Raw genomic sequence first — 16138 nt, 5'->3', positions numbered from 1 at the left:
ACAGGCTACATCTTTGCTAGACCATACCGTTTTTTCTTCTAATTGTTTCCGCGGAAACAATTTCTAGAGACAAACCTGTTGAGTTGTTTACGCTAATCATATAACTGGAAAACGCTAATCTGCGTTTTACGCAAGGCTTACAATCTTAGGCCAACAATAAAATGATGTCCGGCTGTTCCGTCATGATATGTTGTATTTCCTCATGGAGGATAATTAAACGCTGATATATCTAGTTATCAGCTCTTGAGGAAGAGATATGTATAGGAGTTCGCTTGAATTTTGCTATTGTGAAAGACGATAGAAATACTTCCGCGAATGTTTTTATAATAGCCTGTATATAACGTTTCTGATTCCAACTAGTTTCAGTTTCGCTCAAGCTAGATTAAGTCCTACCAAGAGTTTTCGACTTACTTCGCTATCGACGAGAATTTGTCCTGGCTGTATAGAAATTTTGAACTCACGAGCTAAGCAACAAGATGTTTCCCGCATATTAATATACTTTACTAATAAAATTAAATCACGCGTGAAGTGGCGATTCTATTGGTCTACAAGGAAACAAATGTTAGTTGTTTCCGCGGAAACAATAGCGACATGAAAAGGAGGTTAGAAGACTTGCGTCATAAGCCTTCTTTACATAGACGAGGCAACAACCCGCCACAGTGAGCTCTTCTTTCAGTATAGCCAAATCAACAGAAGACATACTTTTTCTATTCAATTTTGAAGAAAGCCAACCAGCAATTCTGGTGGAAGAACAATAGACAAAGTTCAGTGCTTTATTATCGTTCTTTGCATTAAATAAAAAGGAGTAACTTAGCGTCTCTTTACGATTCTAGTTTTAACTCCTGACAGTTTGTCTTCCAGTATTTCATTCCATATCTATTCTAGCAATTTTGCGTAGACGTAGACATGATAAAGCTTCTCGGATAACCTTTGGATCGAATATGCAAAAAGACTAAAATCTATAGGAAGAAAGTAAAGTGCGTGAGCTATTCGGTTTATCTGAAAAATATGGATTCAAGGCTCCACTGGTATCAGTTCAAGACGACTTCGATTTCAAAGTATTTATGAGACTTTGTAGTTCTTTAAACATATCACCTACTACTAGTACTGTGGCCTCAGATATATTTATTGCCCTGCAAGAGATTGAAGAACTAACGGCTAGTTTAGATTTCATATCAGCGAGAATAAGTCGTAAAATTTCGAATGTACGCCACCATTTAGTGCAGTTGGAAAAGGAAGGGCTAATTTCAAGTGAGTTTATAACTACCGATCCCATCAAGAAACGTAGAGGAAAGCTTTACAAATTAGCAATTCCTAAAGGTCATTTCTTAACAGCGACTGATGTACAAAAAGAAGATGCTGCTTCAGATAATTTACAGTCCGTATCATCAAGTACTGTTGAAACGATAAATATTGAACGCTACGACGACAAAACAAGGTTCATGGAGCTTCAGATAGTTCGCTACTTGGTCAAAGCAATGCGAACTAATCGTAAAGATAAATCGAGTACAATTAGCATTAAGCTACGCGAAGAGGGAAGGCCTAAACCTGTTCTTATCACAGCCAGAGCAGAGGAGGGGAGGCTTATATATCTTCCCGATATGAGCTACTACGCTAGCGCAATCACTTGGCTGATAAATCATATATCCGAGCAATTAGATGAGTCAGAAAATATTGGGGAGACCTTTACTCTACCTTTAGAGCCTCTAATTACAATGGCCAAAGATATTCCCGTATCGGAATCCTCTGCTGGCGGCTACATTAATAATGCTATTCAGTCGCTACATCGGCTCTCAGCTACGACTTTTGATATGAGAGATTTTTACGATAGTAATAAGGACTTTATTGTTGATATCGAATTGTATTACAAGTTGTTTCGATTGGAAGCCATAGTGACCTATGAGGATTCAAAAAATATTGAAAAAAAGGCTGCGGTAATTCAATTTCCACGTTCGACGGTGAAGAGTATTGTTGCAGCGGTCAAAGAAAGGCGGACATTAGACGATATGTTACTCATTGATAGTGATGTCTTTGCAACTAAAAATGAGATCGAAATTCTTTTTGGGCTGTGGGCTAGAGAACATTTAATTACTGGTCGTCAAGCACAGCAATTATATGCCTGGAATGAGCTAAGAGAATCGGTGGCACCTTCATCTAGCCTCAATGAATTCAAACGAAAATTCTCAAATATGGTATTGGCTAATTCAGATCCGTCTTATAAAGCAAAAATACACGAAGCTGTAGAGGATAAAATCGTTAAGCAGGTCGGAACTTGTCATCTATCAGAACAGCGAAAAGGAGAGCTCGTCGTTGAATATGGAAGAGCTACTGTACAGGGCTATTTAATCAATATTGGCTATTCCCCAGAGCAGGGTATACCTGTGATCGCATTTAGACGCGATATGTCTGCACTTCATATTTTGGGTAAATTAGAAGATCGCAGATAACGCTGTATTAAATTAGTATCTGGATCGAATCTTTAATCTAACAAAATCAAGGATTAACACATGGATCGAATCTTTAAAAAGATCACAAATAGATCGTGATCCGCCTTGATCTATCATACCTTTCATATAAAGATTACACCTATCGAGAAAACAAGAACAAAAATGATATTATCTTTAAAAGCTTAGTGAAGAGCACTTTGGAATATGGATAGATAAGAAGCGCTAAAAACAAAACCCGTGAAGTGTTGGCGCACTGCACGGGTCTTTAGATGTAACTTTTTCGAAGCAGTTACACATCTAATTCTAGCGGTTTACCAGATCAGGTCAACCTCTAATGCGTTTTTTATCAGCAAATCTGCGAATATTGTTGGTAAAAAAGATGAATCCTAATAACAATTATGACGACGTTGTTTTTATGTCGCCAGGGCAATTTGAGTATTTGTCAGACACAGAGTCATTTGTGTTTGCACATATTGCTTTTTTTGCATCCCAAATGCGGCCGTACAAACGTCAATTCAAACAGACAACACAAGCAATCTGTAATAAGGTAGGCTATTCGCCAAATGCTGTCCGGGAAGCTATCTCATCTTTGATTGAAAAAGGTTTTCTAAAGAAAAGCCAACCATTAGAAGAAGAGCAAGACACCTCTCATCCGTACTACGATAAAATATCTCACCGCCTCCATGTAGGCGAACATAACTACGCAGTATCTTTTGCTCGGGAGCTGGAAAAGACTCTTATTACCTCAAAGAACAAGAGTAAAAATAACCAAGAACGTGCTATGACCTTCTTTAAAGTGCATGTAGGGCAGTTGAAACGTAATATCTCTCTATTATCAGGCAACAGTTCTAAACATGTTCACAAAGCTCTTATCATGCATGGATACCTCCAAAATCAGCACAAATGGAATGTTGAAAAAAATCGAAAGAGTTTACAACGTACAGTGCCTTCACTGTCTCGTTTTCTTAAATGGTCTCAAAACACTGTTAGGCGTGTAATCAACACCTTAAAGCACTGGGGCATAGTAGACTATAGTTACACTAAAGGGTTTGTGAAATTCTTAACTGTAAGACAATTCAACACTTCAGCTAAATGTGTAAAGTCACTTATAACGAAATTATGTAACATTATTCGCAGGGACGAACGTACGGAGAGTATTCAGGTATCAGTACCGCTTGACCGCTCACCAAAATCTCCTCACGAAGCAGCAAAATACCTACAAAAGCTCAAGAGCATAGGTAAGATCTAATTAACTTTTTGCTCAATAAAGAAAACTCGACTTTTCGAGGGCTTTTCCGTGCGTAACTTTCAATAGTTTTATCCCTCTGTCTTCTTTTTACTAAAAAACTACCGATCTATCCCACATATTCCTCTCACAAAGTTAAACATGTGCCCGAATGCTAAAATTTAACGCACTTGTGAGAAGATGCAACGCCATTCATGAGTAGTAAGTAATACATTCATGCGTAGATATTGACATTGAAGAGCAAAAGTATACTTACGAGGTCGTATAGCCACATTGATGCACACATTAGAAGTAAAATAGATGTATTAAAAGATGTATATATGGCTTCGCCCATACACATACTAATCTCTAATTAGTTATTTTACGTGAACGTTAGCCTAAATATAGCAACTTGTGCTGTGCGTTAGTTCTTTCAACTTAATATACAGGTAACATTTTGACTTGTTATGCTTGTTATTGATTGTTTGTGAATATATTGTTAAAGCCTAACTTTTTAGACAAAGAGAAAGCTTCAATAATGAGAACGACAAAAACTACATTTAAACAATTACCACTACATCATCCATTAAAGTACATTTGCTTATCATTGATGTTTACATCAGTTCATAATTCAATTATCGCAGCACCAGAGTTATCTATTGAAGATAAGCTTTTATCAAATGACACATATCTCCCCGACTACTCTTATGCAGGTTATCATTTTGGTGAAAGAGAAATTACTTATAGTGAGACAACGACTTATGTTGACGTTCAAGACTTTGGCGCTGTTCCCAATGATAATAAGGATGATACTAAGGCTATATTAAATGCATTCGAACACGCACATAGTATTAATGGGCATGTAACAGTTACCCTACCTAAAGGGAGATTTATCGTAAAAGATATTCTAAAAATTCGCCGGGGAAACATCACAGTGAGCGGCAAAGGAATGGGCGAACAAGGCACCCAACTTTACTTTCCAATGCCTCTTTCAATTATTGACAAAACACCTCATTTGGACGAACTAAGAAATTATTTAAGGCTACATAATAAGAAACAACGAGATGCAGAAATTTATATAGATGATTACTTCTCCGAGTACTCTTGGTCTGGAGGAGTGATATGGATTCAAAAGGAAGGAACTCGACCAGTACCTTATCTAGAAGAATTGGATGAACAGCTTCCAATGTTAGCGACAGTTACCAAAGGTAAGAGAGGAACGAAAACTTTAGAAGTTAGCAACACATCACAAATTTCGGTTGGCGACATTCTGAGAATAGACTGGCACAACAAAAACGGTAAACAAGCCGGTATCATAAAATCAATTTATGGAGACACCGACCTAATGATCGGTTCGCATCATTATGATTTTCCAGACCGACCACTAGTAATGCAACCCACCCAAGTTAAATCTATTCGTGGAAATACGGTTGAGATAGGTGATCCTCTATTACACGACATAAATAAGAATATTCCCGCTCACTTATCATCATGGGAACACCTAGAAGAAGTTGGTATTGAGGGGCTCTCTATACAATTTCCTTCGGGCGAAACCTACGGTCATCACGTTGAACAGGGTTTCAACGGTATCTATTTAACTAGTGTGTTTAATGGTTGGATACGAGATGTAAGCTTTAACAATGCCGATAGTGCCATATTGACCGAAAACAGCGGAAACGTGACTATCTCCAATATACACAGCTATGGAACACGTTTTGGTCATTATGGTGTTCACCTTGGCAGCGTGCACAATTTTTTAGTTGAGGATGCCAAAATATCAAATCCGACTGTTCATACCTTTAGCATGAACACTAAATCGACTAAGAGTGTATTTTTACGGGGAGAAGCTTTCACTCAGCCTACGCTAGATCAGCATGCTGGTGCTAATCATCAAAACCTTTACGACAATATGACGTTTCATATAGAAACAAAACGTGATGAAAAAGGCCCTTACTATGATTTATGGTTTGGCGGTGGAGCAGGGTACTGGCAGCCGGGGCATGGGCGTTATAACACAACGTGGAACGCAAAAATATTTGTTGAAAGTGGTGCTGATAGCAATGAAACCGTAAGAATTTTAGGCCAAACAGAAGGGCCTGACGCCAGAGTGATTGGCATTTACGGAAATAGAAAGTTTTCTATCGAACATTATCCTGTGCCGCATATTTCTGACATTAATAACAAGGTGGCGATTCCTTCTCTTTACGATTACCAGAAACAAAAACGACTCGCTAAGTAAGAAGGAGAATATGGCCCAAGGCTTCAGTCCTTGGGCCATTCCACTTAGCTTATCCGCTTTCTGAACAACATGATCCCTGCAATACAAAATATTGCTAGGGTTGATGGGGCAGGTACCGATGTTGCGTCTATATCGTCTCCGTCAAAATTTTGCGCAAACAAGTCAACCAAGGTAAGTTCAGGCGATGACACGCCGTCTTCTAACGCAACAAAGCTAAATGTTCCCAGTTTAAATGATGTTCCTAAAACGCTCTCCCAGTCAGCTAATAAACCTAGCTGAAATATTAATTCATCGCCAATAGTATAGGCATCGTCAAAATAAGAGTTGTCAAACACGCTGTTTGTGACGGAAAGTACATCAAACTCGAATAAGCTAGAATCGAAACTCCATACAACTTCAAGGAAGTCTATTGAAGGATTGGCTTCGTTTATGGATACCTCTATTTCAACGATGTCTCCATTTAGGTAGGACGAGGAATCATTTGAAAAGGTAATTAATGATGCTTTCGACGAAAAGGACATCACTAAACCAAAGATAAGAATTAAATTCGCTATTTTCATTTTTTACCCCTAATTTGAGCCGCAGCGTGAATAGGTACAGCGACGAACGAGACCGCGAGTATCTCTGTTATTTACAACGCCATCATTATTGAAGTCATAACGAATATTCATTTCTTGTCCATTGCGCATCGCAGCCGTAAAGAGTCGAATATCTCTATTATCTACAACGGAGTCATTGTTAAGGTCACCGAGTAGATTAATATTTATAAAAATGCTTGATTCAGACTGCTTATTGTTTGAATCAGTAGCAACGACTTTTACTAAATGCGTACCCTCTGGCAAATCGAGTAATTCATCTGAATAGTTTTCAGCTCCCCATTCGAATGGAGGTTCATAGATTTCTCTTACCAACTGGTCATCAATGTAGAGTGCTAAGCTAACCAGAGAAATATCGTCATTCGCCGTAGAGGCGTCTGCCGTTATGGAAAGATTTTGATATTCAGTAAGCAGTGAGATATCGCTTTCGTTTATCATTACTGAAGGCCCTGGTAAGCTTAGAACAATAAGTGTCATATCGCTTTCACCCTCTAGTCCCGCACTATCCTTCGCAACAGCAGTAAACGTATGAGTGCCGACGCCTAGAGGCGAGGGGTTTGGCTCATGACGGTCTAACCACCCCATGGCACCAAACTCATAAGGAGCGAAAGAATGCCCAAAGTTCCAAACTGGTCGAGTATCTACTCTTACCAACTCACCATTTCTATAGAGAGTCACAGATTGTACATCACGACCTTCGACAGGTGATACAGCATCAATAGTTATTGCTAATTTTTCGTACCCTTCATAGACAGTCACGGTTGAATTAGGCCACGTAACAATTGGCGGTTGCGGCTCACCTTTTACTATTAGCTGCATCGACGCTGTAGACTCTTCACCCTCGCTATCGACAGCAACAGCGGTAAATTCATAAGTACCCGCGGTCAGCGGTGAAGGATTCGGTGAATGGGTATCAAGCCATCCCATAGCACCCGTTTCATGAGGTTTAGACGCATGACCAAATAGATAGGGAAGAGATGTATCTGTTCTAACCAGCTCGCCATTTATATAAAGAGAAACTGATTCGATAGAACGCCCTTCAACCGCACTTTCTGCACTAATGTTTAGGCTGAGCTTTTCAAATCCTTCATCTACTTCCAAACTCTCTTGCGGAAATGAAACAATAGGAGCGTTTGAGTTAACGTTAAGTACCATTGTCGCGACAGAGGTATCGCCTTCACTATCTAACGCTACCGCTTTAAATACATGTCGCCCTGCTGGAAGAGGGGAGGGGTTTGGTTCGTGTGTATCTAACCATCCCATCGCACCAGTTTCATGCGGTTTAGAGCCATGACCAAATAAAAATGGCGTTGAGTCATCTGTTCGCACTAATTCATCATTGATGTAAAGGGTGACGGATTGAATAAATCTTCCTTCCACTGGACTTTCAGCAGAAATATTAAGGCTCAATTTCTCAAAACCTTGTTCTACGGTTAACGAAGGAGAAGGGAAAGATACTAGCGGTGCATTAGCGTCGGACTCTATATCCAAATCGATAATTTGGAGATAAAGCGGCATTGCGTTACCTGAAGTACGCTCCATAAGGTAGTAGTAAACTTTACCATCCTTTATATAAAGTGTACCGTGATCGAAAACTGGTCCATCGGTGGCTTTATACACTCTGACAAAGTTATTGGTACCGCCTTGGGCTTTCTCAACATAAGGGCGGCCACCCTCTAAACCTACAATATAAACATTGTCACCTGATGTATAAATCTCACTTGCACCGGTGAAATCAGTACTAATTATAAATTCATCAGCGCCAGCCGGTTTATATGAATGAATATATACTTCTTCGTAATCAGGCCTATTACGATCTGTAGAACGAACTTTGCTGATTATATGAATGTCGCCTTTCTCAGTAACCGTCCAGTCAAAATTTCCCACAATGTAAACCGAGTTGGTTTCGGTGTGGCTTATATAGTCACCTGGTTCGAATACTTTTATCTCATCTGAATTGATGAGCGGCCACGTCATTGGTTCACCTTTGTGGTTTTTCCAATCACCAAAACCATCTGGGTGGTCTGAATAGGCGTAATAGACACCGTTTTGGTATTGATACTTGTCTGAATTATCGTTACTACGCTGTTGAAAGCCCACGCGAAGCTTGCCATTCACGTATTTCATGTTTCCATAAAGGCCCCAGTTATAGTCGTTGCCTTTAAGCTTTTGGTTGTTTTCATTGAACTTAGTGAACGTCGACCACTTTTCAGTCTCAGCGTCGTAGCGATTGAAAACATAAGCGCCATTATTGTTCCCGCCCAGACGCATATAAAGAAGTAGCGTACCGTCTACTGTGGTAAAGAATTTAGGATAGGTAAGGCGAGCAAAGTTCCCTTTATCTCCAAGGTCTCCGGTCATGGTCAGATGCTTGTAATCATCGTCTCCTTGGCTTACAACGCTGGTATCTTTAACAAACTTATCTAGTGTGAATTCAGAATGAGAAAGCTCTGCAGCTCCAGGTACACTGTAAGAATATCGAAAGAAATCGTCTTTAAATTTGCCACCGTGATTATTGTCATCGTAAGCATGCATGTCGAACACCATATGAATGGTGCCGTTAATCGGGCTTACGGCTAACCCGATAGTGTTGTGTGATTCACCGACTAAAGGGTCGCCTCTGAACCCAGTGTGCCTGTGTGGAAACTCAATCGTTGATAATTCGCCGCTTAGCGTATTATAACGAGAGAGCATTACGTTTCTTTCATTTTTTCCGCCCTTGTACCAAGTCATAAACACGTAGTGTTTGTAGGTTTTTACCGCATCACCATGTGCTGAGATATTTGGGCCGAAAAAAAAGTCGTATTTTTCCCCTGTATCCGGGGAACCCACGTTAGAAAAATCGAGGTTTTTACCGTCAAAGTGCAGTCCTTCATCGGTAATTTTGATTTGTTGTTCAAGTGTCACTTCCGCATTTAACGAAAACGCGCCCAGTAAAGTGGTTGAAACTAACAATGTTTTTAGGCATTTCATAATTTTATTAGCTCAAGTTTGTTATTAAATGATGTGTGTTTATTACCAAATGTTAATACTGCAACATTTCAATAACATTTAGTTTCGGGCATACCATATTACATTGCGTTTACAAAAGCATTACTTTATGATCAATATTAGTCAAAAGTAGTCATATGGATGGAAGAGTGTGGGTCATATAAGAGATAAGAAAAAAGGTTTCTTAGTACGAGAGCATAATACGCAAGATAGCGTTCAAAAGGATATGAATTGGGTAGGTGCAACACTTTTCACTTTAATGTCAATTAGTGCATGTAGTGAACAACATCCTTCAATACCTGCAGTTGAGGAAGTTAAGACAACCCAAGAAAGTGAGCAATTATTCACCGTGCAAGATGCCCTCGGTAATCTTACCTTTGCTAAGGATCAATATCTAAAGATGGCGAGCCATATTGAAGCTGAACGTCATTTATATTATCGACCGGCCTGCGTTGAAGATACGTCAATGATTTGTGTTCCGCGCTCATATGAGCACGGAGGCATTTTTATGGATAAATATGAAAAGTGGACTAACGGCTTTTTCCCCGGAGTAATGTGGAAATTACTGTCTAACAAAGACTACGTGGAATGGGCCGAAAGTGAGGAAAAGCAACTTCTTAACTTTGCCACGCACTATCAGAAGGCGTTAGACGGTGATGCTACCCTTGATTCAACGCATGATTTAGGCTTTATGCTTTATGATTCATATGGCGAAGCCCTAAATTACGAAGGCTTGAGTGATGAGCTTAGAGCTAAGTATGTTGCAATTTTGGCCAAAGGCAGAGAAACGCTTTCCAGCCGATTCAATGCAGAAAAAGGTGTTATAAAATCTTGGGATTTCGTCCCCCATATGAAGGTATCTGTATCAAGAAACGGAAAAGACTTTGTAGAGTTACACCAAATTGCAGAGCCATGGACATTCCCAGTCATCATTGACAACATGATGAACCTAGAATACCTGCTAGATAGCGATTCATCGGATTACAAAAACATTGCAATAACGCATGCTAAAACAACGCTCAAGAATCATTATTTCTATGAAGAGAATGATTCTGAACAGCGGTATCCCATTGCATACCATGTTTTTGATTATGGCAAACTTAAACCGGGAAATTGGCAGGGGTTAGGCAATATTTCAGCATGGGCGAGAGGGCAGGGGTGGTCGTTATACGGTTATGTTACGATTGCCGACTATATGTCTGATTTAAACCTAAGTGACGCGGAACGAAGGGCTTTCGAAAAGCATTTAAGTAACGTGCTAAATAGCATTGAGCATTTGCTAGAAGAAGACTTTGTTCCTTTTTGGGACTTTTGGGCGAACAGAGACAACGCATATAAGTATGCCGAAAACACGTCTTTAGAAACGTCTGTGTATTCGGGAATTTTAGAGCTCTGTGCGAACAGAATAGAGCCACACATTCTGCCGTATAAAGGTTATCGCCCTCAAATATTAGACGCTTCAATGCTAACTGTTAAATCGCTAAACGAGCTCAAAAACCAGAAAAACTGGTATGGTTCTGACATTCTGCAGGGAGATAAGCTTGTTCCTTGCGGACGCGAACCTTACCCTGAAACGCATACTAAAATTCCTAAAGACACCTCAGCCGCCGCTATTTACGCATCTGCACTTTATCGTTACGCAATTATAACGAAAGACGTCAATCAGAAACAAAAATATGGAGCCCTCGCTGACAAAATCATGGCGGAACTGACTTCTAATTATAGAACTGATAGAGACAAAAATGGGCGAGATATGAGCTTCGAACTTGGTTTTGTGCTCGATGAAGCTACGGGAGACATGGGGAACGCTGGTGAAATCGATACGCCTATAATCTATGGCGACTTTTACTTTGTCGAAGCCAACATCAGAAAGGTCGACTTTGAGCGTTCTCGCGGCGTAAAACTGCATTATTAAGGAATTAGAGAAATGTTACGAAGAAAAGCTTTCTTACTAGGAAGTATATTTGTTTTTGCTGCAGCTAATGCCTTTGGTGGAAACACGTCAAAAGATTTTAATAATCGTCCAAACATTCTTATGTTAGCTGTCGATGATTTAAACAGCTGGGTAGGAGCGATGAATGGCCATCCTAGCACCAAAACGCCAAACATTGACAGACTGGCTTCAGAGGCCATCACGTTCACTAATGCCCATGCTCCAGCACCACTTTGTGGCCCATCAAGAGCAAGCATTATGACCGGACTTCTTCCTTCAACAACGGGAATATATGGGCATGTGCAGGACAACGACATTCGTTCTGCAAACAGTAAAGCTGCGCAGTCAACGTTTCTCAGTGAGTACTTTAAACAACACGGATATTATACTGCAGCTGTAGGCAAAATATTCCATCAAAGTGTTGCTGACGGAAGTTTCGATGTGTTTGGTGGAAGAGAGCATTTGTTCGGGCCATATTCTCCCGAGCCAATAAAGTGGGATAGGAAAGGAACCAGCACTGACTGGGGCGCCTACCCTGAAAAAGATGAAATGATGCCAGACTATGATTCGGCTCAGTGGTTAGTCGAGCAGTTACAACGTAAACATGACAAACCTTTTTTTATCGCTGGTGGATTCCTTCGTCCACACGTGCCTTGGACCGTGCCTCAAAAGTGGTTTGATATGCATCCCATCGAGAACATTGAGCTTCCCCCGTATTTACCGAGCGATTTGGATGACGTGCCAGAAATTGCTAAGCGCATTTCTAATTATGACATGATGCCAACGACGGATTGGGCAATAGAATCTGGAGAATGGAAGAATATTGTGCAGGCTTATTTGGCAAGTATTTCTTTTGTTGACCATTATATTGGTCAAGTGCTTGATGCGCTCAAAGCTAGCGAATATGCCGACAATACTATCGTCGTTTTATGGGGGGACCATGGCTATGATGTAGGGGAAAAAAATCGCTTTGCTAAAATGGCGCTATGGGAAACGTCAACAAAAACTACGCTTATCATCAAGTCACCGAGCTCTTCTTCAGGCAGCAAAAGTGACCGCCCAGTAAGTCTGGTCGATCTATATCCCACACTGGTAAAAATGGCTGGTTTGCCAGAAAACCCGCTCAATGAGGGGAACGATATCACCCCGTTGATCTCCAACCCGAATGCCGATTGGGCGCACGTTGCTTTAACCACGTTTGGTCCTAACAACCACGCGGTAAAGAGTGAGCGATTTCGATACATCCACTACGAAGACGGAAGTGAAGAATTATACGATCACTCAACAGATCCTAACGAGTGGAATAACTTAGCTGGTAATCCTTTCTATTCTGATGTCAAAAATGAGCTTAAAACTAAGCTACCTAAAGAAAACGCTAAGTGGTCGTCTGTTTCTCAGTTCAAAAGTAATGAGTACTTTAAGGCATTAACTGAATCTAGTCAGGATAAAAAGCAACAAAACTTATCAAGAGTTCGATGAATGAACAGTATGTCTGTAAAGTCCAAAATTTCTTTGCTAGTGATAACACCACTAATCATTATTAGCGCGCTTGCAGTCGAAAAAATTTACTCGGCAAACGAAAAACGAGCACAGCTCATTAATATTGATGTATTACTCAAATACTTTCATGTTATGTCACCACTCATAGACTCCCTTCAACAAGAGCTGCTTTACTCAAACTTCTATATAGAAAGTAGCAATAAAGAAATCAGTGTGGGATCTGAAATCGAAAAGAAACTTACCGAAAGTAGGCGTGACGTTGATACGGCCATAGCGAACTTTGACAGTTATATTCAGCAAAAACAAAATTTAGGTGTTCTCAGTAGTCTTGAGGTAATGAGAACTACGTTAAAAGCTATCAATCAACAACTACTCAAACTTGAAATTAGTCGTAGTGTTATTGATGAAAGAAAAAGAAATGCAACAAACCCAACCGGAGACGGCAAAGTATGGCCGCTCGCAGAACTCACGAATTTAATAAATGCATTGGTCAATAGTGGGTTTTCAGTATCTGAAGGTACAAATGGTAATGGGTCGTTAAAAAGGTTAAGTGACGCGTTTTATATTATTCTAAAAGCTAGAAATACGAATATGTTGCAGCTAACTCAGTTAAATCAGGCGTCTTATGGAATTGTAAATGGTAGTCGTTTTGCGACAATCATTTCTCTCTACAATCAAGAGAAGCAACTTATCAATGACTTCGAAAACCTTTCTTCAAAATCAGCACTAAACGTTTTCGAAGAAGTCTTAGTGTCGAAAAAACAATTTAAAGACTACATGGGCATCCTTGAGTCAATTAGAAAAAGGGGCTCAAGCCAAATAGGTATGGCCCTTGATATCGATGTGGATACTATTAATTTTTTACAACAAAGCTTGAACAGTAGTTATGCAGATGTCATTGATGTTTTACTCGAGCAAATAGAAAGAGAGAAATCTGAACAATTAGCAAATTCGGAAAGCGTACTTTTAATTACCTTTTTGGGCACCCTTCTTCTTATCTCATGTTTAACAGCATTTTCATTTTTAATTACAAAAAGCATAATTCGACCACTTTCTTCAATTGTCGGGTTGTTGCGGACGCTTTCGCAAACTAAAGACCTCACTGTAAAAAGTGTAATCGTGGGAAAGAATGAGCTTGGTGAATTAAGCCATACTGTAAACGTGCTTATAGAGTCTTTCAGTTCGACGCTTTCAATAATTCGAGACGGGATTAAGTTGTTAGAAAATAATTCTAAAAACGTTGCTACATCAGCGTTTGATTCTACCCACTTGATTGAACAGCAGAAGGCTGGAACGTACAGTATTTCTGTTGCTATTGAACAAATGACTGCAACGATAGAAGATATTGCCACAGTGACAAAGGCAGCGTTCGAGAGCGCAGAGAGTGCAAAAGCGTTGACGCTAGAAAAAGAAAGCGACTTACAGAGTTGTCTCCATGCGATGACAAATTTGTCGAACGAACTTGCACAAACGCAAACAGCGGTTCTGCAGTTAGAAGTACAAACAACGGGGATCGAGCAAGTTACAAAAATTATTAATCAGATTGCAGAGCAAACGAATCTTCTCGCTCTAAACGCCGCGATTGAAGCCGCTAGAGCCGGTGAAAACGGCCGAGGGTTTGCGGTTGTAGCTGATGAAATTAGAGAGCTATCTTCAAGAACTCAGCAGTCGACTGTAAAAATTCAGAATAATATAAATGAACTGTCTTCAGGGATGCAGAGTACAGTAAAACGTGTTTCAGCTCTGGAATGGGAAGGAAAAAATACTCAGGATACAATAAGGTCATTTGTAGCTTCGTTCGACAGTATAATACAAAGTTTCGGGGAGGTTTCCTCTGTGAACAGCAGAATAGCATGCTCTCTGCAAGAACAGTCGGGCGCAGTTAAAGATATCGCAGGACGCATATATGCAATTAATGATGATGCGGAAGATTTGTCGAAAAAGAGTGCAAGCGTGATTCAAGCTGTGGATGAAATTGATAAAAATGCTGAAATGCTAAAAGAAAGAATTTCACACTTTATTTTTCGATGAGTCGTTGAGTATTTTCAAGATTCAGTACCAACTTTATTAGTTAATTTTTTGCTGAAAAGTGAACGTTGTCTCGAAAAGATAATAACGGCATTGAGAAATACTCTATTAAGGAGGGACTTATCTCACTAGTTAAGATGTAACTCGATCTCTTTACTCTACTTCAAAAAACTGTCAACTACATAAAAATAGGTTGTGAATGACAATCCCGTCGTTTACAAGGATGTTTAAGGCAAAATAGACTCTTTCTAAATAAAAATCTTCAGGATTTTAGCTAATATTGTCCACTACGGACAAACGAAAATTAATGGAACTGAACTACCTTCATCCAGGCTGAGAGCTCAATATGTTTTTCGTTGATAATATATCCAATTTTTTTTCCATTATTCCTACCACTAATAAAGAGTTATTTTCAACTAAAAAGCTACAGCGGCTTTGCAAAGCTGACTTGATACTCCTTCAGTCCGAATCAGAGAGCTATATTTTATATGACTCCTATCTAGGGGGGAAGGGAGGTGTCGAATATCAAGAGTTACATAGGATTTTATCTCAAATATTTGGTCAAATTGAAAAGCCAGATAACCCTAATAGCGGAGTAGTCGACCATCGTGGAACTCTTTTCTTTTTTTTGGTGTTAAACGTAAATATGAAACGGGGTGAAAGAGGCAAATTTATACTGATTAGAAGAAATTGCAGACTAGAGTCCTTACAAAGTAGAGAATTCGAAAAAGAGCCAAATCGAATTGCTCAAAATATTACCAATTCTTTTAATCATAGCTTCAAAGCTTCTATTCAAAATAAAGTATTGAAATACCGCGAGTCCGACCCCCGAATCATGTTAGTAGATGATACAGAGATGAATCGAATAATTGGAGAAATGCTATTGAATGAATTAGGGTTTAGCGCTGACCATGCAAGAAATGGATGTGAAGCTGTAGAGTTATGCAAGCGCTTTAAGTACGACTTGATCCTTATGGATTTCCATATGCCGTTAATGACGGGGCCTGTGGCAGCAAAAATGATCAAAGAGTTAGTAACCTATCCTATAAAAATAGTTGCTTGTACATCTGACCAATCCAAAGAAGCAGTGTTATCGTGTTTGGAGGCTGGAATGAGCGGCTTTATACTAAAGCCATTCACAAAAGAGAAGTTACAAAGAGTACTGTTTGATACTTAATG

General features: G+C 39.7%; 9 protein-coding genes. 7 read left to right on the top strand and 2 right to left on the bottom strand.

Annotation, left to right across the window (positions count from 1 at the left end):
* Positions 1-977: 977 nt before the first annotated feature.
* The 3 genes from GVO62_RS18695 (at position 978) to GVO62_RS18685 (ending at position 5911) form a co-directional block, all read left to right on the top strand.
* Positions 978-2447: a hypothetical protein gene (locus tag GVO62_RS18695; protein WP_159120541.1), complete on the top strand. Its 1470-nt coding sequence runs from the start codon at positions 978-980 to the stop codon at positions 2445-2447.
* Between the two features lie 334 nt (positions 2448-2781).
* Entirely contained in the window at positions 2782-3696 is a 915-nt protein-coding gene (locus GVO62_RS18690; RefSeq protein WP_159120540.1) for a hypothetical protein, read from the top strand.
* 514 nt (positions 3697-4210) lie between these two features.
* A complete protein-coding gene (locus GVO62_RS18685) occupies positions 4211-5911 on the top strand; it encodes a glycosyl hydrolase family 28-related protein (protein WP_159120539.1) in 1701 nt (566 codons plus the stop codon).
* Between the two features lie 44 nt (positions 5912-5955).
* Here the strand turns inward: GVO62_RS18685 and GVO62_RS18680 are convergent, their stop codons facing one another.
* Both GVO62_RS18680 and GVO62_RS18675 read right to left on the bottom strand, forming a co-directional pair.
* On the bottom strand, positions 5956-6471 hold the full coding sequence (locus tag GVO62_RS18680; RefSeq protein WP_159120538.1) for a PEP-CTERM sorting domain-containing protein: 516 nt from the start codon (positions 6469-6471) through the stop codon (positions 5956-5958).
* 9 nt (positions 6472-6480) lie between these two features.
* Entirely contained in the window at positions 6481-9480 is a 3000-nt protein-coding gene (locus GVO62_RS18675; protein WP_159120537.1) for a BNR-4 repeat-containing protein, read from the bottom strand.
* A 169-nt stretch (positions 9481-9649) separates the two neighbouring features.
* Between GVO62_RS18675 and GVO62_RS18670 the strand changes: the two genes are divergently transcribed.
* The 4 genes from GVO62_RS18670 to GVO62_RS18655 all read left to right on the top strand — a co-directional run bounded on the left by GVO62_RS18670 (position 9650) and on the right by GVO62_RS18655 (position 16136).
* Positions 9650-11413, top strand: a complete 1764-nt coding sequence (locus GVO62_RS18670; protein WP_159120536.1) for a glycoside hydrolase family 88 protein — start codon at positions 9650-9652, stop codon at positions 11411-11413.
* 12 nt (positions 11414-11425) lie between these two features.
* Positions 11426-12910, top strand: a complete 1485-nt coding sequence (locus tag GVO62_RS18665; RefSeq protein ID WP_236547237.1) for a sulfatase — start codon at positions 11426-11428, stop codon at positions 12908-12910.
* On the top strand, positions 12911-14962 hold the full coding sequence (locus tag GVO62_RS18660) for a methyl-accepting chemotaxis protein (RefSeq protein WP_159120535.1): 2052 nt from the start codon (positions 12911-12913) through the stop codon (positions 14960-14962).
* 343 nt (positions 14963-15305) lie between these two features.
* On the top strand, positions 15306-16136 hold the full coding sequence (locus GVO62_RS18655; protein ID WP_159120534.1) for a response regulator: 831 nt from the start codon (positions 15306-15308) through the stop codon (positions 16134-16136).
* The last annotated feature ends 2 nt before the right edge of the window (positions 16137-16138 follow it).

It is taken from the genome of Alteromonas sp. KUL150, assembly GCF_009811475.1.
GTDB lineage: Bacteria > Pseudomonadota > Gammaproteobacteria > Enterobacterales > Alteromonadaceae > Alteromonas > Alteromonas gracilis.
This window is presented reverse-complemented; position numbering and strand designations above follow the sequence as displayed.

Bases quoted from the DNA above. Each gene is read 5' to 3' on its own strand.
- GVO62_RS18660 (WP_159120535.1), top strand. From the start codon at position 12,911: ATGAACAGTATGTCTGTAAAGTCCAAAATTTCTTTGCTAGTGATAACA.
- GVO62_RS18675 (WP_159120537.1), bottom strand. From the start codon at position 9,480: ATGAAATGCCTAAAAACATTGTTAGTTTCAACCACTTTACTGGGCGCG.
- GVO62_RS18685 (WP_159120539.1), top strand. From the start codon at position 4,211: ATGAGAACGACAAAAACTACATTTAAACAATTACCACTACATCATCCA.
- GVO62_RS18655 (WP_159120534.1), top strand. From the start codon at position 15,306: ATGTTTTTCGTTGATAATATATCCAATTTTTTTTCCATTATTCCTACC.
- GVO62_RS18665 (WP_236547237.1), top strand. From the start codon at position 11,426: ATGTTACGAAGAAAAGCTTTCTTACTAGGAAGTATATTTGTTTTTGCT.
- GVO62_RS18690 (WP_159120540.1), top strand. From the start codon at position 2,782: ATGCGTTTTTTATCAGCAAATCTGCGAATATTGTTGGTAAAAAAGATG.
- GVO62_RS18680 (WP_159120538.1), bottom strand. From the start codon at position 6,471: ATGAAAATAGCGAATTTAATTCTTATCTTTGGTTTAGTGATGTCCTTT.